Genomic DNA, 23,936 nt, shown 5'->3' with positions numbered 1-23,936 from the left:
TATATTTTTAATTCAGCACTTATTACTCTCTCCCTCCTCACTTTTCCCTCAGCACTCAGCAGTACTGCGATACATCTTCGCCACATTCGTCGGCTAGATAGCACAGTGCGCGGAAACGTAAACCAACTACTTCTTCATATAAAGGGTTGAGTTTGCACATGGGTGGGATGTGAAACAAGGTTTTCCCAAATAATTTGACATCGCGCTCAAAGGGGCACTGAGACGGAATCAGTTTGCACAAGCGATGAGCTAGTTGGCGATCGCGAATTTGAATGTTTTCTACTCGTTGCCGTAGGGGTTGGAGAATATCCCAGTGAGGCTTGGCGGCAGAATGGTTTAACTGGGTTAGTTTATGGTCAGTAGTCTCTGCTTGATTGATTGATACCCAGCTAGCCAGAAAAATCTTTTTTGTGGTATTGTCGAATACCTTCATGGTTAACCCTCTGTGTTATTGAGGCTATTCACCTTTTTGATGAATATATACAACGTGGCAACGAACTTTCCCGGAAAAATCGCGTTCTGACTGCGATATAATGTAATACCTGATTAGCCACTTAAGTCAGAACCTAATTTATTACTACGTCAAGTTAATCGCAAATTTCTGGGGATCGGTAGTGTAATATTACGATCTTGTTCATAACTTGATATAGTTTAGATTTTAATAAAGACATCCATCATTGGATAGGTTTTAGTGTAACATTTACAGAACTTAATATAAGGTCTTTCTGAAAGAATTTTTGCTAAGTATAAACATCAATAATATTCTAGAAGGCATTTTTCCTCTCTGTGTTCCCACTTTCTCACGTAAGTGTGTCCTGTTTATTGCTGGCTGAATACCGTAGAAGTAGTGATTTTTGATTGAGTAGAATCGATTGCATTTCACAAAACTTAGGTTGGCAGTGGCGATTTGAGAATAGACTTCTTGCTTGAAGAAGAATTCAGAAGTCAGAATTCAGGAGCGGAGCCGGAGACGCTCCGCCTCCGGTCAGAATGAATCAGTGGGGGATTCAGACCCGTCACTGATTGTAGACCGCTAAATCTTCTCTTTCAGAGACGCTGCGCGTAGCTTGCTTCCCCGCAGGGGTACGATTTAGCGGGGGTCTTAAACCCAGTTATTCATCCGCCCTTCGGGTTCGGCAGTCGCTCATGGGGGAAACCCCCAAGACCGCGCTGCCTCACCAGTCACACAGAATTCAATTCTGAATTCTGGCTCCTGATTCCTCAATTCTGTTTGATAAATCAAAAAAAGAACCCCACCCCGCTTTTGACTTACGTCAAATTCTCCCCTCCCCAATCCATCAGCCGATGGATTGGGGAGGGGTTGGGGGTGGGGTGTTAGGGACTTTTGCAAGAGATCTATTGTTCAATGGGGATGGCAAAGTAGAGGAGCAGGTTTAGCAACAGCTATCAGTCAATATTTCATGCTGAACCAAATATATCGATACTGGCTAGACCCCGATCATTAAAGACGTTGACTAAATCATCTTTCCCGTCTCTATTAAAATCGCCGATTAGCCATTTTTGAGTATCTACAAACCCGCCTTGACCAGTTGCCCATCGCTGGCTATCAAAACTCTCACCATTAGATAAGTGAGTATCGATACTGGCTAGACCCCCATCATTGAAGACGTTGACTAAATCATCTTTCCCGTCTGCGTTAAAATCGCCGACTAGCCATTTTTGAGTATCCCAAAACCCGCCTTGACCAGTTGCCCATCGCTGGCTATCAAAACTCTCACCATTAGATAAGTGAGTATCGATACTGGCTAGACCCCCATCATTGAAGACGTTGACTAAATCATCTTTCCCGTCTGCGTTAAAATCGCCGACTAGCCATTTTTGAGTATCCCAAAACCCGCCTTGACCTGTTGCCCATCGCTGGCTATCAAAACTCTCACCATTAGATAAGTGAGTATCGATACTGGCTAGACCCCCATCATTGAAGACGTTGACTAAATCATCTTTCCCGTCTGCGTTAAAATCGCCGACTAGCCATTTTTGAGTATCCCAAAACCCGCCTTGACCTGTTGCCCATCGCTGGATATCAAAACTCTCACCATTAGATAAGTGAGTATCGATACTGGCTAGACCCCCATCATTGAAGACGTTGACTAAATCATCTTTCCCGTCTGCGTTAAAATCGCCGACTAGCCATTTTTGAGTATCCCAAAACCCGCCTTGACCTGTTGCCCATCGCTGGATATCAAAACTCTCACCATTAGATAAGTGAGTATCGATACTGGCTAGACCCCCATCATTGAAGACGTTGACTAAATCATCTTTCCCGTCTGCGTTAAAATCGCCGACTAGCCATTTTTGAGTATCCCAAAACCCGCCTTGACCTGTTGCCCATCGCTGGATATTAGGAAAGTTTAGAGTACCACTGATAAAGTACTGCCCCAAACTGCCGTAATCCGTGTAGCCAGTTGAAAGAGGATTTTCTTTTCCTATACCATCAATTTTGAGGTAATAATTTCCAGCAACGACATTTGTTGTAATACTTGCAGATAGTAAATCTGTTGGATTGGACGATGCAATTAAGGTACCAGCAGAATTGTATAGCTCTGCCAAAATGTCTAAGTTTGGCCCTCGACTAAAAGGATTCACTGTCAAGCTAATCAAACCAGTATCTGTGACAAAACTATAAAAATCTATATCTGTATTGCGCTCAATGATGCCACTATCACTGATAGACGTACTAGAAATGGTTAGTGGCTTTGCTGTGGCAATTGTATCACCACAATCATCGGCCCGGTAGGTGAACCCATTTTGGGTCGTAATAATTTGCAAATCATCCTCAGTATTGTTAGCAGAAGTATACTCGCCTTTACTCCACTGGGTTAGCTTTTGGTAATAGGCTAATCCCATGATCGGTGCCCAGCCCGTCTTTCCACTACCATGTCCTTCGTAGTATTCTTCAACGGGGGTTATTCGTCCATCATGCTCAAGTCCCAGCGTATGACCTACTTCATGAGAGATAGCATCAGCCGTATACTTCTCATAACCGAACGTATCTTCAGCAAAAACAAAGGCAGGAGTATCACTATTCCAGTTGAAAGAACCAACTTTGGCAACTCCTCCGACTGCTTTACCATACCAATCGTCAGAGCTACCGCCGATCGCAACACGCACCCCCCAGCGAGTATCATTACTGCCGCTCTTAATCAGATCGTTAATATCTGCTGGAGCCTGCGTTGTGACATTAACATTAAATGGGCTGAAATCCTCAGCGACGCGCTGCCAGATATACTGAATTGTTTCAAGTTCAGCCGAGCTAAAGGATGCTGTATCGCCGTTGAAGTCGAAGGCAGGGGTGATAATGTTAGCCGGACGTTTACTTGTGTTCCAGGAAGTACCAGAGGTGATATTGCCGTCGAAATCTAAATAAATTGTCTGATTAGCTCCTAGTAAGCTGTTGAGGAAGAAAGTTTTAGACAGGTCTAAAGACGTTGATATTGACATCTGATTTCATGCTTAAAGGAAATCTCTATTTATTTCTCAATATCAAGCAGATAACTTTACCCAAGTTCCTATGCAATCTTTACAAAAAGTTAGAATCTGCTCTCACCGATACTGGAAATATTTGCATTTCATCTCGCAGTATGGTATAAACTAACTGACAAACTGCTGTTGATATACCATAGCTAGTATTTCCTTGTAAGTACATCCACTCTTGTTGTTAAGAATAAGTACTATTAAATTCGGTGCAACTCGATCCAATTCTTTGAGTGTCAAACGTATAATCTGTGCATTGTCGCTCAATGTATCTAATTGGTAAGTAGAGATATATATAGTAGTGTTTGTATATTATATAGAGGGATAAAGACAGCGATCGCCTGGTATGGATGTAAGCAATGCAACGCCTGATCGTAAAGTCATTGTAAAAGCAAGCTAGAACGATTTAACAGCCTTGGAGAAATTGCAGGGGAAGAAGTTTTGAGTGAGTTGTTTACTTTGTATTTAGAACCAGTGAGTGATTCGGCTGAATTCGGTCAAAACATTAAGTTGGCAAGTACAACTTGATGGCGCATACTTTGCTTCGCCTAGAAAAGCATATCTTTAACAGCATTACTAGAAAAAACATCTGTTGAGATTGAGAAACGTTTGTCACAGGAGCTATCGAGAAGAAAGTTTGCGAATGCCGATGAGATTGTTGAAAAGCTCATGTTCGGAGATCAAACTCTTGCTCCAACTGTGTTATCAACAGAGGAGTCATTGGGGCTTATATCCCATGAGCTAGTCAGTGAAGGAGCCAGCATTTTTCGACAGATTGATCCTGAAATATTGTTTGCAACAGATGAATGGTATCTTGACGACTTCGAGCGATGGAGAAATCTGTATCTTTCAGCAGCCGAGAAAAATGAGGAGATATTGGTTGGAGTTGCTTGAGGCGACAGCAATTTAACAAGTTAGATCGCTCTGTCGAGTTGAACATTGAAAGATTTAGGCGATCGCTTCCAAGAAACTATAGGCAAGTTCTATGCCCATGATAAAAGAAAGCGCAAAGACGTTCGGAAAAATTCTGTGTCTTTGCGCCAATCGAAATTTGAGTGGTGAAAGCCGCCGCTCAAACTTCTCTCTGTATGAGATTTTTACTTTAAATTTCCTACGATGCTACTTGAGCAGCAGTCCGAGTCCGCCGTCTTCTGCCATCAGCAACTTTTACAGGTGGCTCATCAGGGATTTGCATCAACAAAGTCACAGATGGCTGACATTGCAATTCCCGACGGATGGAACGTTGCAATTCTCGTTCTAAAGTCCCTTGCAATCCACCCCAGTCTATATCTGCTGGTTCACCTTCGTTAGGAGCAAATTCTGACCAACGCACAGAGAGGATTTCTTCAATGCGTTGTTTTACCCAGGTTTGTAGGAGCGATCGCTCTACACTTGTAACTACACCCCGGAGGTGAATTTCTGGTTTTGCCAACAGTTTACCATTCCAATCAATGGCAGCTGCGATCGTGATAATGCCTTCTGAAGCCATGCGTTGCCTTTCTTGCAGCACTTTGGCACTTACCATACCCGAACTGGTAGTATCCACCAATTCGATACCAGATGGCACTTTTCCAGCGACGCGAATAGCATCTTCCGTCAGTTCGACAATATCACCATTCTGAATAATGATCATGTTTTCTGCGGGAATGCCCATACTCTGAGCCGTTTCTCCGTGCTTCACTAGCATCCGATGTTCGCCGTGAAATGGCACAAAAAATTTGGGTCGAGTTAAGGCAATCATCAGTTTTTGTTCTTCCTGACAGCCGTGACCGGAGACGTGAATTCCTTTATCCCGTCCATAGACCACTCTTGCACCTTGAATCATCAACTTATCAATGGTGTTGACTACAGCGATCGTATTTCCGGGAATTGGGTTAGCAGAGAATACTACCGTATCTCCTTCGCGGATTTTAATGTGAGGATGTTCTTTGTTGGCAATGCGGGTCATTGCTGCCATCGATTCACCCTGAGAACCTGTAGTTAAAATCAGTACTCTTTCATCGGGTAGATTGCGGACGGCGTGCAATGGTTGCAGCAGATTATCTTCACACTTGATGTAACCTAAATTGCGGGCATGAGCAATCAAGTTCAGCATGGAACGCCCCACAACTGTCACTACACGGTTCTGCTTCTTGGCAATATCCAAAATCATGTTGATACGATGCACGCTAGAAGCAAAGGTAGTGACAAATAATCGCCCAGGTGCTTGACTAAATACTCTCTCCAGATTGGGATAAACTGAACGTTCCGAAGGCGTAAATCCTGGTACTTCGGAGTTAGTGGAATCACTTAGCAAACAAAGAACGCCTTTTTCCCCATGTTCTGCTAGGCGTTGCAAGTCAAACTTTTCACCATCCACCGGTGTATGGTCAATTTTAAAATCCCCTGTGTGAATAACTACACCCAGGGGAGTATGAATGGCAACAGTGAAACTATCAGCGATGGAGTGGGTGTTACGGATATATTCGACTAAAAAGTTTTTGCCAATCCGCACTACATCACGTGGTAGAACTGTTCTGATTTCTGTGCGATCGCGGACTCCTGCTTCTTCTAATTTACCCTCTAGCATTGCCATTGCTAATCTAGGGCCATAAATCACTGGAATATCAAATTGCTTGAGATGAAAAGCAATCCCGCCGATATGGTCTTCATGACCATGAGTAACGATCATCCCTTTGATTTTGTGCCGATTTTCCCGCAGATAAGTCGTATCTGGTAAAACAATATTGACCCCATGCATCGCCTCTGTTGGAAAAGCCAATCCTGCATCTAAGAGGATTATTTCATCGTCATACTCAAAAAGACAGGTATTTTTACCAATTTCGTGTAAACCGCCCAAAGGAATAATTTTCAAGGCGGAATTATTAGCTTCGTTTTTAGCCATTTTCTCCTGAGATTGTTACTTGTGATTAATTAAGTTGATAGTTAACTTTCCTTGTATTTAAGACAACATCATCTGTCTTTTAAGTCAGTCCCAAAGCAATCAAGTTTTAATTGAAGATTTCAATTTTTTATTCAATAAAATCAACTGTAAAACTCAAGGATTCATAGTATATCTATCAGTCCTAGCACAGGTTTTTAAATGCAACTTATGAACAATTATGATCGTTGTTTATATGTATCTTTGGGAAGGAGGAGACTACCAACATTTAAATAGCTGGTGGCTAGATTAAACTAAGTTCTTTCAGAACCGCTTCTAACTTTTGACTGACTTCTAAATCAGCTTCACATAGCGGCGGACGAGTTGAACCAACCTCCCAACCTTGAAGTTTCAGTGCTTTTTTCACTGGAATGGGATTTGAAGTGAGAAATAGAGCTTTAAACAACGGAAATAGTTGGAGATGAATCTCGCTGGCTACCTCAATTTTTCCGGCACTAAAAGCTTGAATCATCTGCTGTAGTTGGTTTCCTACCAGATGAGAAGCTACACTTACCACACCCTTTGCCCCGATCGCTAACAAGGGCAAAGTCATGTAATCATCACCAGAATAGATGTGGAATTCTTTTGGTGTCAAGCGACGAATTTCGCTTGCCTGATCTATATTACCAGTGGATTCTTTAATCCCGACAATATTGCTAACCTCAGCTAACCGGGCAACTGTTTCTGGCTGAAGGTTTTGTCCGGTACGACCAGGGACATTATATAACAACAACGGTAAGTCGGGACAGGCTTGTGCTATCGCCTGAAAGTGTGCTTCCAATCCCGCTTGCGGCGGTTTGTTGTAATAAGGAACAACTTGTAAGGAACCATGTACTCCTATTTTAGACGCTTTTTGGGTGGCTGCGATCGCTTCTTTGGTGGAATTCGATCCACAACCTGCGATTACCTTGGCTTTTCCGGCCACGGACTGCAATACCTCGACAAACAACTGGTATTCCTCATCCCAACTTAGCGTCGGGGATTCTCCTGTTGTGCCGCACATCACCAATGTATCTGTACCGTTGTTAGCTAGATGCGCCGCCAGTTCTGCCGCTACATCATAGTTGACACTACCATCTGCTTTAAATGGCGTAATCATAGCGGTTAAAACATTGCCAAAATCTCCCACCCTTTTTTCACTCCTGATTACCCATGTTTTTATATCTTTGGTGGTTCTCTATTGTAATAACCTATTTGCAAATTGCTTTCAAGTGTCATTAGTCATTTGTTATTTGTCTTTTGTCACTTTACCAATGACCCACGATCAATGACCAATGACTAATGACTAATAGCTAATGGTTTGAGTAGATTTTTCTCTACTAATAATTCGGCGATTTGTACTGCATTCAATGCTGCGCCCTTGCGAATTTGGTCGCCACACAACCATAATTCCAACCCACAAGGATGAGAAAGATCCTGACGAATTCTTCCCACTAGAACTTCATCTTGACCTGTTGCTTCAATGGGCATCGGAAAATGATTAGTTCCCCAATCTTCGACCAATTTTACTCCAGGGGAGAAATTTAAAATTTCTCTGGCTTCCTTCGCACTAAAGGGAGTCTCAAATTCTAAATTAATCGATTCTGAGTGAGCGCGGAGTACGGGAACCCGTATACAGGTTGCAGTGATTCTGATTTGCTGCGTACCAAATATTTTTCGGGTTTCGTTGACCATTTTCATTTCTTCCTCACAATAACCCAAATCGTTTAATGGGGAGTTATGCGGGAATAAATTAAATGCCAATGGGTAAGGCAATATTTCGGCAATCGGTGGCTGTCCTTGTAGTATAGCGCTTGTTTGGGTTTTGACTTCTGCCATTGCCCTAGCCCCAGCACCACTAGCAGATTGGTAGGTTGCAGCGACGATGCGTTGCACTGGTTTAACTTTATGCAATGGCCAGACTGCCACAGCCATTAAAATTGTTGTGCAGTTGGGGTTAGCAATAATGCCTTGGTGATTCGCTGCGGCTTGGGGATTCACCTCTGGTACTACTAAGGGAACTTCCGGGTTCATCCGAAAGGCACTGGAGTTATCAATTACCACTGCGCCCTTTTCGACAGCAACTGCTGCCCAAGTTTTGGATGTGGAACCACCTGCACTAGCTAGTACTATATCAACATTTTCAAAGGCGCGATCGCTAACTTGCTCTATTGGTATATTTTCACCTTTAAAGCGTAGCGATCGCCCGACACTCCGCTCTGATGCCAATAACTTCAAGTCAGCAACCGGAAAATTACGACTTTCTAATAATTCCAGCAACTCTGTGCCAACTGCACCAGTCGCTCCTAGAATAGCTAAACGATAGGATTTCGACAAACTTGTTTCCTCCTTTAATAGACTTAATCTGCAATTTCTTGGAACAATTGACAATTGGGTTCTATTTAAATAGCGAACGCAGACTGGAAATACATTTTTAATAGGTTTATATTTTTCTTTAATTTAGTCTATCTTTATATATTTAATACATTTATTTTTTTGTTTGTTTAATTAAATTAAGTGATGTTGCATTTTAAAATAACGGTGATTTATTGATTTATTTTTTTGATCAATTTTAACTATAACTATATATTATACTACAACAAACCGCCATTTCTCATAAAAATGTAGATATCTGCACTTAGGCGTTTAACTAAGCATCCTACCTCTAAAGAAACAAATGTATTGTTTGCAAACTTGCTGATCAAGATGATGAATAAACTAGGATCTAAATAAAGCCAGCACAACTTCAAACTGAGCTATACGGTTAAGTAACAGATGCGCTCTCGTACCACACACAACTTAATAATAGCTAGATAATAGCTAGACTCAATACTATAACTTTAATTTCGGGGTACTAACCACTCTTTGAGAACCAGGATATCACAGCGTTAGCGCACTGAATAATTAATTCCTAAGTTTTTGAGAGTGGGGAGTGGGGAAGATGAGCGAAATGAGGGAGTGGAAAAGCAGGGGAGCAGAGGAGCAAGGGAGACAAGGTGATAAGAGGTGAGAACTTGCAACAAGTCTTTCCCCTTGTCCCCAATTCTCCTTGTCCCCTTGTCCTCTTCCCCATGTCCAATGCCCATTAACCAAATTGTTATGAAGGTAAAATGTCAAGTCCTTGGTCATTGGCAGTAAACTGGATCTTTGCCCGTGGACAAACATCCATCCTTGGATGTCATCAGACCTTTTGGCAAACTCCCTTGCCCTTAAGAGACATCAAGCCATAAACGCAAACAATTATTTTATTGCGTTTTGTGTGTACTCGGAGTATAAAATACCAGAAAACTAGAGACGAAGCATGAAAGTTACCCAGGAAAAACTTCCCGCGAGCCAAATTGGCTTGGAAATAGAGATTACGCCGGAAATTACCAAGCAAACTTATGAACAGGTGATTAAAAACTTAGCGACTACTGCCAATATTCCTGGGTTTCGTAAAGGCAAGGTGCCTCGACCGATATTACTACAACGGCTGGGTACAACTCGAATCAAGGCAGCGGCGCTGGAAGAACTAATTCAAGATGGCATTGAGCAAGCAGTCAAACAAGAAGCCATCCCAGCAATCGGTCAGCCGCAATTGCGCTCCTCTTTTGAGGATTTGATTAAGAATTATGAACCGGGAAAACCCCTGACGATTTCGGCTGCTGTCGATGTAGAACCAGAAGTGAATCTAGTGCAGTACACTGATTTGCTCTTCCAAGCTGAAGAAATCAAGTTCGATCCAGAGCGAGTGGAGAACACGCTGGATAAGGAACGTCAAGAACTGGCGACATTGATTCCTGTGGAAGGACGTGCAGCCCAAATCGGTGATATTGCCGTAGTCGATTTTAAAGGTTCATTCGCCAGAACTGAGGGCGAGGACGAAACAGCGGAGCTAGAACCGATTCCCGGAGCCGAAGCAACTGATTTTCAAGTTGAGTTGCAGGAAGATAAATTTATTCCAGGCTTTATTTCGGGAATCGTGGGGATGAATCCTGAAGAAACTAAAGAAATTGCGGCACAGTTCCCAGATCCTTATGCTAATGAAGAATTAGCTGGAAAAGCGGCAACTTTCACTGTGACGCTCAAAGAACTGAAGGAAAAGGAACTACCAGAAATAAATGACGATTTAGCCCAAGAAATCAGCGATTTTGAAACCTTAGAGGAGTTACGGGCTTCTTTGGGAGAGCGATATCAAAAAGAGGCGGACGACAAAACAAAAACAAATAAGCAGGAAGCCTTGTTAACGGAACTGCTCAAGCATGTAGAAGTTGACTTACCAGCAACTTTGATTGAGCAAGAAGTGGATGCAATGCTAACGCAAACAGCAATGCGGCTGTCTCAGCAAGGATTAGATGTGAGAAAGCTGTTTACTCAAGATATTATTCCGCAATTGCGGGAGCGATCGCGTACTGAAGCAATTGAACGCATCAAACGCTCCTTATCCTTGCGAGAAATCGGCAAACGCGAATCTATCGAGGTAACACCAGAAGAAATCGCAGCCAGAGTCACAGAACTTTTGGAGCAATACCCAGAAGAACAAGACGTTGATGAAGATAAACTGCGCTCAATCGTGGAAAACGAATTGTTAACCGGAAAAATCGTCGATTGGCTCTTAGAACACTCATCAGTTGAACTTGTACCCGAAGGTTCTTTGAGTCCTGCGGAAGAAACAGAAGATGCAGAATCAGATGCTGATGGTGATGCACCTCAGACAGAGGAAGGAAACAGCGAAACATTTACAGAAGTCACAGAAGGATAATAAAAAATCCCACAGCCATTAATTCACCAGTTCTGAGTTAAAGTACTGGTGAAATGGGTAAGCTAAGGGAGATGAGGAATTACAGGGAGAAATAACCAATGCCCCATGCCCAATGCCCAATGCCCCATGCCCAAAGACTCAGGGATGAAGTCAAAATAATTAAAGAATTAATGAATTTTCGGCAAATAGTGACACCTGTTATCACTTGAGCTTGATAGTGTGTTACACGAGAGGAAATTATATGAGGCATAATGGTTAACACGTAGCTTATAAAAATTCCATTCGTTGAAAAGCAGCATCTGCTGCTGAAACATTTGTCCTAAATAATTGTCAAAGAAAGCTTGTATGCTTGAATCGCAGTCGGGAAATTCCCCAATCAGCAACTTAAGTCGAATAAACATTAACTCCCAGTTAAGCAGCCCTAGCAACATCGTGCCGATGGTGATAGAGCAATCTGGCATGGGAGAAAGAGCTTTCGACATCTACTCCCGCCTGCTGCGAGAGCGGATTATCTTTTTAGGAACGCCAATAGACGATGCCGTAGCCAACTCAATTGTGGCTCAGTTGTTATTCCTAGACGCCGAAGACTCAGAAAAAGACATCCAACTGTATGTTAATTCTCCTGGCGGCTCCGTCTACGCAGGGATGGCAATCTATGATACAATACAGCAAATTCGCCCTGATGTTGTTACCATCTGTTTTGGATTAGCCGCGAGCATGGGGGCATTTTTGTTGACAGCAGGAGCTGCCGGTAAGCGAATGTCTCTGCCCGACTCCCGGATTATGATTCACCAACCACTTGGTGGCGCTCAAGGTCAAGCCATTGACATTGAAATTCAAGCCAGAGAAATTCTTTACGTTAAGGCTAAGTTGAATCAGTTAATGGCTCACCATACTGGTCAACCCTTAGAAAGAATTGAAGCAGATACTGAGCGCGACTTTTTTATGTCGGCGGAAGAGGCAAAAAACTACGGTTTGATTGATCAGGTCATTTCCAGACAAAATCTTCCCGTAGCAGGGGAAAACGTCACCATTCTGAAATAAGAGGCTGGTATGTCTAAGTACGACTCCCATTTAAAGTGTTCATTTTGTGGCAAGTCTCAAGAGCAGGTGCGTAAATTAATCGCAGGGCCGGGAGTCTACATCTGCGATGAATGCGTTGACTTGTGTAATGAAATACTAGACGAGGAGTTACTCGATACCAATGGTGCGGCAGCACAACCAGCACCAAGAGCAGAGCCACCTGAAAAACGGCGTACCCACTCTGCTAGTATTTCGTTTAATCAAATACCCAAGCCAAGAGAGATTAAAAAGTATCTAGACGAACACGTTATTGGTCAAGACGAAGCGAAGAAAGTGCTATCAGTCGCTGTTTACAATCACTACAAGCGGCTGGCAGTCATTCAGTCTAAAGCCAGTGGCAAACCTGGGGCGGATGATGCCATAGAACTACAAAAGTCCAACATCTTGTTAATTGGCCCGACTGGTTGCGGCAAAACTCTCTTAGCGCAAACTCTAGCGAAAATCTTGGATGTACCCTTTGCCGTCGCTGATGCGACGACGCTGACGGAAGCAGGGTATGTGGGAGAAGATGTGGAAAATATCTTGCTGCGACTGTTGCAGGTGGCAGATTTGGATATAGAGGAAGCGCAACGGGGAATTATTTACATTGACGAAATTGACAAAATTGCTCGTAAGAGCGAGAACACGTCAATTACCCGTGATGTTTCTGGCGAAGGCGTGCAGCAAGCCTTGCTGAAAATGTTAGAGGGAACGATCGCTAATGTACCACCCCAAGGAGGGCGCAAGCATCCTTATCAAGACTGCATCCAGATTGATACAAGTAATATTTTGTTCGTCTGTGGTGGTGCCTTCGTAGGCTTAGAAAAGATTGTAGATCAGAGAGTTGGCAAAAAAGCAATCGGCTTTGTGCAACCGGGAGAAGGGCAATCGAAGGAGAAACGAGCAGCAGACACTCTTCGCCATCTAGAACCGGATGATTTAGTAAAATTTGGCCTGATTCCAGAATTTATTGGGCGGATGCCAATGGTAGCAGTTGTAGATCCGCTAGATGAAGAAGCGCTGATGGCGATTCTTACTCAACCACGTAGCGCCCTAGTGAAGCAGTACCAAAAGCTGCTGAAGATGGATAATGTCCAGCTAGATTTTAAAGCAGATGCTTTACGAGCGATCGCTCAAGAAGCTTACCGCCGTAAAACTGGTGCTAGAGCATTACGTGGTATTGTTGAAGAATTGATGTTGGATGTAATGTATGAGTTACCATCCCGTAAAGATGTGACACGCTGTACAGTAACACGGGAGATGGTCGAGAAGCGATCAACTGCTGAACTGATAATACATCCATCTTCACTACCGAAGCCAGAATCAGCCTAATAGTCATTAGTCATTAGTCATTAGTCATTAGTCATTGGTCAACAGTTAATATGTAAGGACAAAAGACAAAGGACAAAGGACAAATGACAACTGACAACTGACAAAGGACAAGGGACAAATGACAAATGCCTTATATTAATGTTCGTGGCGTTGAGCATTACTACGAATGGGTGAAAAAACCATCCGGTTCTTTGGTAAAGCCGATGATGGTTTTCATCCACGGTTGGGCTGGTTCGGCTAGATATTGGCAAAATACTGCTAATGCTCTATCGGAGCAATTTGATTGTTTACTCTACGATTTGCGGGGATTTGGCCGTTCTCGTGGAAAGCCAACCATCGCCCAAGCAAGTGAAGCTGTTGCTGAGTCTGAGTCACCAGAGGAAGAATCAGAGGCAATTAGAGAATTAACCTATGAATTGGAGGAATACGCTGATGATTTGGCAGCTTTGTTAGATGGGTTGCATATTCAGCGTGTGTATATTCATGCTCACTCAATGGGCGCTTCTGTTGCGACTTTGTTTTTTAACCGCTACCTGCAACGAGTAGAACGAGGAATTTTAACCTGTAGCGGCGTTTTTGAGTACGACGAAAAATCCTTTAGTGCTTTTCATAAATTCGGTAGCTATGTAGTAAAATTTCGTCCCAAGTGGTTAAGCAAAATCCCATTTGTTGACCAGATGTTTATGGCCAGATTTTTATATAGTTCCATACCACATTCTGAGCGTCAAGCTTTTTTGCAAGATTTTCTCGAAGCAGATTACGATGCGGCTTTAGGGACAATTTTTACTTCAGTCAGTAAGGCTCAAGCTGAATTGATGCCACAAGAGTTTGCCAAGCTGACAGTGCCGACTCTACTCGTGGCGGGGGAGTATGACAAGATTATTCCAGCCGAGATGGGGCGTCAAGCAGCAGCACTGACTGATAAAGTAGAATTTGCAATAATTCCCAATACAGCACATTTCCCAATGTTGGAAGATGCAGCAACTTACCTGCAACGGGTACAAGAGTTTTTGCAAATTTCCATCCCAGAACCACAGGTGTGATAACTTGTTAATCTCTTTGTTGAGCTTTCGTTTTTGATTAAGATATTTGTTATCTGTTCTCGCATCAGAGTTAGTTCCAAGAAGTTATTTTCGGATAGCCTGCACGAATTCGGCAACAGCGTCGTACTGGTCAGGATGTCCGATATATTGCAGCAACAAAGCCGGGTCTAAATTCGGGAAGAAATCACTACGATTTACTTCTTCATACTCGCCAGCCGCATTTAAACGGAATATCTTTATCTGGTCAGATTTCCAGAACCAAACTTCAGGCACTTTCTTGGGTTTGAATAGCTCTTTGCGGTTAATAGTGCCACTAGTAACGATGATTTCAATAACAATATCTGGCGTTTCTTTATTGCTGCCAATGCAGTAAGATTCATCTGGGGTTCCAGAAGCATACCCAGGTTCTTCTAGAGTAAAACCACCGCGGCCGTAGAACCGGATACCCAACTCTCTCATGTAAGCTTCTAGCAAATAGCCAAGAGTTCTTTTAACGTACTCATGTTTTTCACCAATGGGCGACATAATTTCTAATATTCCTGACAAATAAGAGAGTCGGACATTGCGGTTGTCCTTTAACTGTGCCTCAATACCTTTGAATTCCTCCCAAGAAACATCTGCGACAGTCACTAGTTTCTCTTGTATGGGATGGTCTAGAAGTGGGATAGTCATATCGCCTCTTAATAGTTCCTTTATTGGATAATTGTAGGACTTACGCAAAAATCGCCCAAAAGCTTAATTTGTCGAACCGCCAAGACGCCAAGAACGCTAAGAATTCGTAGAGTGTGCGTAAGTCCTAAATTGATAAAGGTTGCATTACCACAATCATAATCCTGAGTTTATTCAAGTTAGTGCCGATATAATTTTCAACCTTAATCAGCTTTGGTGGACGAATAATATCTAAGTGGGATAACTGATAGCGGTTTTTTAGACAGTTAAGTGTACCTGTGTGATACCTTGACGCATTTCATATTGTCGGTTTAACCAAGACTTTTGAATTATTTTACGGAGCAAGGGGGCAAGTTGAATCAACAGCGATCGCAGCAGTGCATTTTTTCGCAGTAGTTCACCTTGTCTAGCTTCCTCTAACTGGAGTTGCTGGGCGCGGATAATTTCTGGCTCACGTTCTGCTTGGATGTGCGATAGTGCCATGTCAATATCCTGGTGTCCAGTTTCTTTGTGCAACAACGGCACAAGATGATTAGCGGCGACAATCACATCACGTAATGCTAGATTAATTCCTTGAACACGGACAGGAGACATTGGATGTGCAGCGTCACCTAGAAGCAATACCCCTGGTACGTGCCATTGTGGACAATAACCAACCACAACAGAAAGCCGAATCGGGGATTCGATAGTGTCTGCATGATTACGGAAATGCTCTGCTAGCCATGAGGGTGATAGTGAGGCAAAAATTTCTGCCCAGTTGGCTTGTTTGGAGTCAGTGTTTTCGGTTGGTGACATTACCCAAGCCAGATGCAGTTTTCCTGACTCTGCTCCGTGAAAGATGCTAAATACGCGATCGCCATTTAAAATTGTACGAAACACATTATTCTCTGCAAACTCAGGGCTGGCGGCAAGTTTAAACCAGAGAATATCAATATTTTTGGGCTGGCGTACCAATTCTAATTTTATACGTTGTCGCACAAGGGAATTTCGACCATCTGCCCCAATCACTAGGTCAGCAGCAAATTCTCTCCCATCGCTCAGTACTACACCTGCGACACGTTGATTACTCCATAGTAAATCTTTGACAGCAACACCCTGAATGAATTCAAACCCATCATTAGTTTGAGCTTCCGAAATCAGTGCTTTGAGCAGTGGTGGTTGTGAAACCAGTGTACAGGGTCGGGTTGCTCCCATTGGTTCATCAACTCGAAACAACTGCTTACCCCCGATAATGAATTCCCATGCGTCGAGTTGCCGATGGGGAATATCCTCCAACAACGCCGATAGACCCATTTGCTCTAGGGCATCTAAGCCACTAGGCATTAATCCTTCGCCGCGAAATACCCGATGAAAGTCTTTTGCGGCTTCAATCAAGGTTACAGCAATACCACGTTTTGCAAGGAGCAGTGCAAGGGTTACACCTGTTGGGCCTGCGCCCACAATCACAATCTGCACTATCCCATCCCTCCTGTATCAGTTGCTCTCAAAGATGTTACTCGAATTATCTTGATATTAATTACGGAATAGGGAACTACAGAGGCGCAGACAAGCCAGTGCGCCCTTGCGGTTAAGAGACTTGTTCGCTTTTAGCGTTCCCGCTCTTTAGCAACTGGCGCGGCACAGAGAATGAGAGTTTGAGAAATATGCGTAAGTCCTAATTAACTCAAACCCAGTTCTCGTTTTAGCAAGTTAATCGAGTTAGCGCCGATATAATTTTCAACTTTAATCAGCTTTGGTGGACGAATAATATCTTCATCAGATGCTTGCAGGGCTGCTTGTACTGCCGCAAAACTGGCTTGGTCGCTGATGATGACCTCAGCCCGCTTAACCATAGCCTGAAGTTTATAGGCATCTTTTGGTTGCGAAGTCATCACCAGTAGTTCATCACCTCGTAAACCGTGGAGGATGACTTCTGCAGCTCGTGCAATCCCGGAACTAAGGCTAACTATTCCAACACAGTTTTCTTTTGGTAGGGTTTTTAATAGGTTGAGTTCCTTGCTGTAGTCGTAGATATCTAGAGGAATTACCCGTGCAGCTTTTGGAGCTGCGATCGCTTCTACATTACTGATAAAATATCGACTTGTAACTACTGTCGCAGAGGTAGTTTTATCTAACACAGCCGTTAATTCTTCCATTGCTACCAACTGGACTGGGATTTTTAGCGATCGTTCTAATTCATACACCATCAACTCACCAGCGCCCATGTCATAAGATGGAACTGCAACCAGTACCCGCGCACTACAACGCAAGCGCCAGTCAATTTCCGCTAAAAATAGCTCTCTAGCTTGATTCAGCGAACATCCTTGAGAGAGCAGCTCGTCAAGTGCTTGCTGGACAACTTGATAGGCATCAGGATTTTGTTTGAGAATTGGTGATTGCAGCCTACTACCGCCCTCATGACCTTGGGCACGAACATAAATACCCGAACCAGCCATACTTTCAACAAATCCGTCTTCCTCTAGTTGACGGTAAACCTTACTTATGGTATTACGGTGTAACCCGGTTTGCATTGCCAGTGCCCGTGTGCTTGGTAATTTGTAAGCCGGGGGATATTGCCGAGAGGCGATCGCAAATCGGATTTGATTAAACAGCTGGGTTGATGCGGGAATTTCGCTGTCTGGCTGAATACGGAATTGAATCATCACCAAACCTCCTGAATACTAAGTGGGGAGTGGGGAAGGTGGGGCCCCCTCTGGGGATAAGGGGTAATGGGGAGTGGGGAGTGGGGAGTATTTGTTGTTTTTATACTTAACACTTTTAACTCAGCATCCTTTTGTGACCAGCTACATTTGCTACATCTCAAATATGTTTATTTACATATAAAGTTTTTCTGATACAAATTTCTAATGCGCTCACTATTGGTAATTGATAATTTAATTAGAAAAAAGCTAGGCATACTGGCATAGTTATATCAAATAAACACACGGCTAATCACATAGCACTGGTAAAAATTATTATGACAGAGCAGGCAACAATTACCACAACGGTTAATCTTTTGCAAGACAATATTCAAGTGTCTGCTTATTTGGCAGAGCCAAAAGAACCTGGATCTTACCCAGGAGTCGTGGTATTACAGGAAATTTTTGGTGTCAACACTCACATTCGGGAAGTTACAGAACGAATTGCCAAACTTGGGTATGTAGCGATCGCACCTGCCCTTTTTCAACGAATTGCTCCTGGCTTTGAAACCGGATACACACCCAAAGATATTGAAACGGGCAGAAGCTACGCTATGCAAACTCAAGCATCACAATTATTGAGCGATATTCAACTAGCAATTGACTACCTCAAAAATCTGCCTCAAGTGAAAAAAGATAGTTTTGGCTGTATTGGCTTCTGCTTTGGCGGTCATGTCGCATATCTTGCAGCCACCTTACCAGATATAAAAGCTACGGCTTCCTTCTACGGTGCTGGAATTACCACTCGCACGCCGGGAGGTGGCGCTCCTACTGTCACCCGTACCAGAGAAATTCCAGGTACTCTCTATGCCTTCTTTGGCAAGGAAGATACTAGCATCCCAGCCGAACAAGTAGATGAGATTGCAGCAGAGTTAGAAAAATATAAAATTCCTCATCGTGTGTTTCGCTACGATGGAGCTGATCACGGATTTTTCTGTGACCATCGCGCCAGTTATAATCCTAAAGCTGCGGCTGATGCTTGGGAGCAAGTAAAACAACTCTTTGGTCAACTAAACTGAAGCATACACAGCCAAGTTCGTCATTGGTCATTGGTCATTGGTGAATAACAAAGGACAAATGACAAATGACAAATGACAATCTAAACTTCAGTTGCACCATATCAAATAACAACTAATCTTCAAAAGTCATGAATTCCGAATCGAAACTTTCTCAAACAGCCAATTCGCCCTTTACAATGGACGATTTTGCCAAAGCACTAGAAAAACACGACTACCAATTTCAAAAGGGACAGATTGTACATGGCAAAGTTTTCCAACTTGACCATGATGGAGCCTATGTTGATATTGGTGGCAAGTCGTCAGCTTTTCTGCCGCGCGATGAGGCTTCTTTGAGAGCAGTTACCGATTTGTCGGAAGTGCTGCCATTGCAAGAGGAAATGCAATTTTTGATTATTCGAGATCAAGATGCAGAAGGTCAAGTCACCCTTTCTCGAAAGCAGTTGGAAATTCAGCACATCTGGGAACGACTGGCCGAAATGCAGGAAAATGCTCAGACTGTGCAAGTACGGGTTATGGGTGTGAATAAAGGTGGTGTCACTGTCGATATTCTCTCTTTGAGGGGATTTATTCCGCGATCGCACCTGGCAGAGCGTGATAATTTAGAAGCACTCAAAGGTCAAAATCTGACTGTAGGCTTTTTGGAAATTAATAAAAACACCAACAAACTTATCCTTTCCCAGCGATTAGCAACTCGTTCTAGCAACTTCAGCTTATTAGAACTAGGTCAACTGGTGGAAGGCAAAGTTACTGGTATCAAACCTTTTGGTGTATTTGTTGATTTAAGTGGGATGAGCGCCTTACTTCATATCAAGCAGGTAAGCCAGAAATTTATTGATTCTTTAGAAAAAGTATTTCAAGTTGGTCAGCCAATTAAAGCTGTAATTATTGACTTGGATGAGGGTAAAGGGCGGGTTGCTCTTTCTACCAGAGTTTTGGAAAACTTCCCTGGCGAAGTGCTAGAGAATTTTGATGAGGTGATGGCTTCAGCTGAGGCGCGTGCTAATAGAGCTAATAACAAAGCTGCTGAATAGTTTTGAAGTGGGCTGTTTGCACAAAGCGTTTAAATCCCCATCTGAAACAATTTTGAATTTTGAATTGTTAATACTCCCCCTGCATTTATAAAGATGTGGGGGGATTTTAAATTGGGAAAACTTTTAATTACGAATTGTTTATGACTAAATACGGTTCAGAGACGCGATAAATCGCCGTCTCTACAAGTGTTTTGGTCTTATCTGAACTGTATTGGTTTATGACTCGTTCACCGCGAAATTTTCAACCTATCAACCGCCAGTGCCAGGTATCGGATCTCTCAAAAGTTGATTAACTCGTAGAAAACAACCTTATTACAAATATTCATAAAAGTCTGAAGTGCTTATATGTTAAACTTCACAAGTCTTGATGCGAGAAAAGAAGACGAAAAAGACGCAGTGATAGTCGAATGGATAAAGTCGGATATAGGAAACTTGTTGTTACTGGCAGGTGTCCCTCTGGTGCTGAAGTGTTATAAGCTACATCTTCTTTCTTCCAGTTGTTTCCTTTCACTTTCCATCCTACGCGATCGCAAAATTTATCCCAGGCTTCTTTATAATATTCACCGTCAGCTTTCCCACCAAATTCGAGATAAATTTTCTTCTGAACGCTAAAGCCAAAGCGCCTATTGCTATATTTTACCCAAAGTTGGTCAATGGTGCGTAAGTCAGTACAGGGAAAATTATTGATAGATTCGGTATCAAACCAGCCTTCCTTTTCCCTACTAGATGCCTTGAGCATGACAGTTAAAGTTTCCTCATCCGCTTCTTTCCACTCGCCTGCTCCTAGCAAATCTCGCAATCGCGTGTAGTTTACTCCCTTCTCAGAACTGAGGTCATCGGCTTGAATTACTGGCTGTAGCTTTGGTTTTCGCTCTGGGCGTTTTCCAGTAATACCCCAAATTAACCGCTCCATAGCCTCTGTATCTGTCCGAAAGTCAACCCACGTATAAAGGGTTAAAATTCCCTAACTTTAACGCTATCCAGGTCATCAGTTCTGCTATAGATGAGATGAATTCACCTACAGATGAGCAAGCTGCACTAATTCGGATAACTTTAGAGGGCAGGAAAATGAGCCATCCTGACCGATACGACCAGGAAAATCTGCTGAATTTGCACAAGGCTAAGATGTCGCTTGAACAAGCTATTGACTTGTTGAGCCAGTAAAACTAATCCCATTATTCTATCCCCTGCATCTACAAGGATGTGGGGGATCATTTTTAAAGTATTAAAATAAATAAGGTGGGACTTATTGGCATGACAATATCTTGAACATGGTAACAAAGTATAAAAATATCCTCATATCTCTATTTAAGTTAGGACTTACGCAAAATAAACATAACGAAAGTAGAGGTAATTCATGAATTACCGCTACGCAATAATCAGGTTTTTAGGCACATCTTGCGTAAGTCCTGTAAGTATTGCTCAATGAATTTTGAGCATATATCGAGCATTTTGACAACTATAAACGCTGTAACTATTCAATTTAGGTATTTATATGTTTCTGGTAACTGGTGCAACCGGAGGAATTGGCCGTAGAGTTGTGCGGCTCCTACGACAACGAGAACAGTCTGTGCGGGCATTTGTCCGCCTTAATTCGCGCTACAGCGAGTTAGAACATCGGGGTGCAGAAATTTTCATCGGTGACTTGCTAGAGGAAAAAGATATTCAGAAAGCTAGTCAGGGTGTGCGGTATATTATCAGTGCCCACGGTTCTGATAGCGATGCCTTATCTTTAGATTACCGCGCTAATATTGAACTCATCGACCAGGCGAAAGCCAATGGCGTAGAGCATTTTGTCTTCATTTCTGTACTGGGAGCCGATCGCGGTTATGAAGATGCTCCTGTTTTCAAAGCCAAACGAGCAGTAGAGCGATATTTAGCAGCTAGTGGCTTAAATTACACTATTTTGCGCCCAGCTGGATTAGCATCTAACTTGCTGCCACTGGTAGAACGATTTCGGGAAACGGGATTGTATCTGCTGGTTGGCGATCGCAAAAACCGTACCTCAATTGTCAGTACAGATGATTTGGCAAGGATAGTTGTGGATTCTGTGACGGTTGAAGGCGCTCGTAACCAGATTTTACCCGTCGGAGGGCCGGAGATTTTATTGCGAGAAGATATTCCCCGGATTTTTGGTCGGATTTTCGCCAAAGAACCAGTAATAATTAACTCACCCCTATTTCTCATTGATGGGTTACAGAGTGCATTAGGTTTATTTAATCCCCAAACCCAAAAAGCTTTGGGAACTTATCGTACATTGCTAGCAAATGAATTTTTCTGTACAAAAGATGAAATTGCCAATTTAGAGGCGATTTTTAACTTCCAATTAGAGACATTAGAAGGTTTTTTGCGGCGCTATTTAGCAGTTTGAATAGTCATTAGTCATTAGTCATTGGTCATTCATGAATAATCAAGGACAAATGACAAATGACAAATGACTAATGATAAAGGACAAAAATATATGGTAAATGCTGCTCAAGCACGTCAGACAAAAGAGCGATTCGCCCAACCGGAGGAACAACTTACTTATGAATTAGGGAAAGCGGTACAGGAATTGCCACCCCTGTACACTAGATTATTAGCGGGAACGATGAGCGCCATCGTCTTTGGGGCGATCGCTTGGGCGTACTTCTCACAAATAGATGAAGTCGCAACAGCACCGGGGGAATTAATTGCTTCTACACAGGTAAGACCGGTGACATCTTTGGGTGGAGGGTCAATTGTCGCTGTTAAAGTACAAGAAGGCGATCGCGTTACTAAAGGTCAAGTTCTGATTCAAAAAGATCCAGACTTGCAAATAACCGATGTTTCCCGCCTAGCTAAATCTACCAGATTGATTCAAGACGATTTAAAACGTTTGGATGCAGAACGTGTTGGAGGCAAAACTACTGGGACAAAACTGCAAGATGAACTTTTAAACTCCCGCCTGCAAGACTACCAAGCGCGTCAAGCTGCGGCGGAAGCAGAAGCAAATCGTCAAATAGCACTTATCGATCAAGCTAAAGTCCGCTTGACTCGATTGCAAGACAACTTAGTTAATGCCAAAAGCAGCTTTGCCAATGCTCAAACCAACCTTGTGAATGCAGATAGCATCCGAATTAAAATTGAAAGTAATTTAGCCCTTGCTCAAGAAAGGGAAAAAAGCCTACGCACTCTAATTACTCCTGGCGCTGTGCCTCGTGTCGATTACCTGGATGCCCAAGAAAGATTAACTCGTGCAAAGACAGAAATCACCAGAGCGCAAGATGAAGTGATCAACGCCCAGAATCGAATTACAGAGGCTCAAGATAAAGTCACATCATTAGAAAAAGATATTGCTGCTCAAGTCCAGGAAATTCGCCAAGCAGAACAAGCTTACAACGCTGCACGCAGTCAGGCCCAGCGTGTAGCATCAGAACGCCAAAGCGAAATTTTGACGCAGTTTAATAAGCGTAAAGAAGAACTGACAACTGTACAAGGTCAATTAGAGCAGGCGAGGAAGCAACAAGCTCTAGAAACGATTGAGGCTCCCGTAGCCGGTACAATTTATAAAGTAAAAGCCACCAAGGGGCCAGTACAATCGGGTGAAGAATTGCTGTCAATTTTGCCCGAAGGGGAAGAAATGCTTCTAGAGGTAAAAGTTCTCAACCGCGATATTGGGTTTATTCGTCAAGGAATGAAGGCAAAAGTGAAAATGGCGACTTTTCCCTTCCAAGAATTTGGCATTGTGGATGGCGAAGTTATGCAAGTCAGTCCAAATGCAATTGCTGATAAAGAATTGGGTTTAGTTTTTCCGACAAGAATTAAGCTAAATAAACATGCAGTGAATGTTCGGGGTCAAGAAGTAGAATTTACACCAGGGATGGCTGCTACAGGTGAAATCGTCACTCGTAAGAAGTCAATTTTGACCTTTATTACTGAGCCTGTGACACGGCGATTCAATGAGGCATTTTCAGTTAGGTAAGAAAGTCTGTTAGATTAGCTACAA

The 23,936-nt window shown here is 42.9% G+C and carries 19 protein-coding genes; 10 read left to right on the top strand and 9 right to left on the bottom strand.

Features of this window, described 5'->3' with window-relative positions; genetic code table 11:
• Positions 1 to 55: 55 nt before the first annotated feature.
• Both RMY63_RS05460 and RMY63_RS05455 read right to left on the bottom strand, forming a co-directional pair.
• Positions 56 to 433, bottom strand: coding sequence for a Mo-dependent nitrogenase C-terminal domain-containing protein (locus tag RMY63_RS05460; protein WP_322727723.1), 378 nt, complete (start codon positions 431 to 433; stop codon positions 56 to 58).
• Between the two features lie 986 nt (positions 434 to 1,419).
• Entirely contained in the window at positions 1,420 to 3,462 is a 2,043-nt protein-coding gene (locus tag RMY63_RS05455) for a zinc-dependent metalloprotease family protein (RefSeq protein ID WP_322727722.1), read from the bottom strand.
• A gap of 642 nt (positions 3,463 to 4,104) precedes the next feature.
• Here RMY63_RS05455 and RMY63_RS05450 point away from each other — a divergent pair.
• The gene (locus RMY63_RS05450; RefSeq protein WP_322727721.1) at positions 4,105 to 4,389 is read left to right on the top strand and encodes a hypothetical protein; all 285 of its coding nucleotides are present in this window, start codon (positions 4,105 to 4,107) and stop codon (positions 4,387 to 4,389) included.
• A 217-nt stretch (positions 4,390 to 4,606) separates the two neighbouring features.
• Here the strand turns inward: RMY63_RS05450 and RMY63_RS05445 are convergent, their stop codons facing one another.
• The 3 genes from RMY63_RS05445 to RMY63_RS05435 all read right to left on the bottom strand — a co-directional run bounded on the left by RMY63_RS05445 (position 4,607) and on the right by RMY63_RS05435 (position 8,731).
• Positions 4,607 to 6,379, bottom strand: a complete 1,773-nt coding sequence (locus RMY63_RS05445; protein WP_322727720.1) for a ribonuclease J — start codon at positions 6,377 to 6,379, stop codon at positions 4,607 to 4,609.
• 280 nt (positions 6,380 to 6,659) lie between these two features.
• Entirely contained in the window at positions 6,660 to 7,544 is an 885-nt protein-coding gene (gene dapA, locus RMY63_RS05440) for a 4-hydroxy-tetrahydrodipicolinate synthase (RefSeq protein ID WP_322727719.1), read from the bottom strand.
• A 149-nt stretch (positions 7,545 to 7,693) separates the two neighbouring features.
• Positions 7,694 to 8,731 (bottom strand): aspartate-semialdehyde dehydrogenase, encoded by a 1,038-nt coding sequence (locus tag RMY63_RS05435; RefSeq protein ID WP_322727718.1) that lies wholly within the window; start codon positions 8,729 to 8,731, stop codon positions 7,694 to 7,696.
• A 964-nt stretch (positions 8,732 to 9,695) separates the two neighbouring features.
• Between RMY63_RS05435 and tig the strand changes: the two genes are divergently transcribed.
• From tig to RMY63_RS05415, 4 genes are all read left to right on the top strand, one after another.
• Positions 9,696 to 11,135 (top strand): trigger factor, encoded by a 1,440-nt coding sequence (tig, locus tag RMY63_RS05430; RefSeq protein WP_322727717.1) that lies wholly within the window; start codon positions 9,696 to 9,698, stop codon positions 11,133 to 11,135.
• Positions 11,136 to 11,480: 345 nt separating this feature from the next.
• Positions 11,481 to 12,179 carry an ATP-dependent Clp endopeptidase proteolytic subunit ClpP gene (gene clpP, locus RMY63_RS05425; protein ID WP_104905916.1) on the top strand — a complete coding sequence of 233 codons (699 nt, stop codon included), beginning with the start codon at positions 11,481 to 11,483 and terminating at the stop codon, positions 12,177 to 12,179.
• Positions 12,180 to 12,188: 9 nt separating this feature from the next.
• A complete protein-coding gene (clpX, locus tag RMY63_RS05420) occupies positions 12,189 to 13,529 on the top strand; it encodes an ATP-dependent protease ATP-binding subunit ClpX (protein ID WP_292775233.1) in 1,341 nt (446 codons plus the stop codon).
• A 125-nt stretch (positions 13,530 to 13,654) separates the two neighbouring features.
• Positions 13,655 to 14,572, top strand: a complete 918-nt coding sequence (locus RMY63_RS05415) for an alpha/beta hydrolase (RefSeq protein WP_322727716.1) — start codon at positions 13,655 to 13,657, stop codon at positions 14,570 to 14,572.
• Between the two features lie 84 nt (positions 14,573 to 14,656).
• Here RMY63_RS05415 and RMY63_RS05410 read toward each other — a convergent pair whose 3' ends face one another.
• The 3 genes from RMY63_RS05410 to RMY63_RS05400 form a co-directional block, all read right to left on the bottom strand.
• The gene (locus RMY63_RS05410) at positions 14,657 to 15,244 is read right to left on the bottom strand and encodes a Uma2 family endonuclease (RefSeq protein WP_322727715.1); all 588 of its coding nucleotides are present in this window, start codon (positions 15,242 to 15,244) and stop codon (positions 14,657 to 14,659) included.
• Between the two features lie 255 nt (positions 15,245 to 15,499).
• Positions 15,500 to 16,699, bottom strand: a complete 1,200-nt coding sequence (locus tag RMY63_RS05405) for an FAD-dependent oxidoreductase (RefSeq protein WP_322727799.1) — start codon at positions 16,697 to 16,699, stop codon at positions 15,500 to 15,502.
• Between the two features lie 200 nt (positions 16,700 to 16,899).
• A complete protein-coding gene (locus RMY63_RS05400) occupies positions 16,900 to 17,883 on the bottom strand; it encodes a GntR family transcriptional regulator (protein WP_322727714.1) in 984 nt (327 codons plus the stop codon).
• A gap of 314 nt (positions 17,884 to 18,197) precedes the next feature.
• Between RMY63_RS05400 and RMY63_RS05395 the strand changes: the two genes are divergently transcribed.
• On the top strand, positions 18,198 to 18,938 hold the full coding sequence (locus RMY63_RS05395; protein ID WP_322727713.1) for a dienelactone hydrolase family protein: 741 nt from the start codon (positions 18,198 to 18,200) through the stop codon (positions 18,936 to 18,938).
• Positions 18,939 to 19,066: 128 nt separating this feature from the next.
• Positions 19,067 to 19,969: a S1 RNA-binding domain-containing protein gene (locus tag RMY63_RS05390; RefSeq protein WP_322727712.1), complete on the top strand. Its 903-nt coding sequence runs from the start codon at positions 19,067 to 19,069 to the stop codon at positions 19,967 to 19,969.
• A gap of 355 nt (positions 19,970 to 20,324) precedes the next feature.
• Here RMY63_RS05390 and RMY63_RS05385 read toward each other — a convergent pair whose 3' ends face one another.
• Positions 20,325 to 20,882 (bottom strand): GUN4 domain-containing protein, encoded by a 558-nt coding sequence (locus RMY63_RS05385; protein WP_322727711.1) that lies wholly within the window; start codon positions 20,880 to 20,882, stop codon positions 20,325 to 20,327.
• 95 nt (positions 20,883 to 20,977) lie between these two features.
• On the opposite strand from RMY63_RS05385, the gene RMY63_RS05380 reads away from it, so the two are divergent.
• The 3 genes from RMY63_RS05380 to RMY63_RS05370 all read left to right on the top strand — a co-directional run bounded on the left by RMY63_RS05380 (position 20,978) and on the right by RMY63_RS05370 (position 23,912).
• Entirely contained in the window at positions 20,978 to 21,133 is a 156-nt protein-coding gene (locus tag RMY63_RS05380) for a hypothetical protein (RefSeq protein ID WP_322727710.1), read from the top strand.
• Between the two features lie 331 nt (positions 21,134 to 21,464).
• A complete protein-coding gene (locus tag RMY63_RS05375) occupies positions 21,465 to 22,340 on the top strand; it encodes an SDR family oxidoreductase (protein WP_322727709.1) in 876 nt (291 codons plus the stop codon).
• Positions 22,341 to 22,403: 63 nt separating this feature from the next.
• Positions 22,404 to 23,912 carry an HlyD family efflux transporter periplasmic adaptor subunit gene (locus RMY63_RS05370; RefSeq protein WP_322727708.1) on the top strand — a complete coding sequence of 503 codons (1,509 nt, stop codon included), beginning with the start codon at positions 22,404 to 22,406 and terminating at the stop codon, positions 23,910 to 23,912.
• Positions 23,913 to 23,936 lie beyond the last annotated feature (24 nt).

It is taken from the genome of Nostoc sp. ChiQUE01b (assembly GCF_034531255.1).
In the GTDB taxonomy this organism is placed as follows: Bacteria; Cyanobacteriota; Cyanobacteriia; order Cyanobacteriales; family Nostocaceae; genus Nostoc.
The sequence above is the reverse complement of the archived record's forward strand: the minus strand, read 5'-3'. Positions and strand labels throughout refer to the sequence as shown.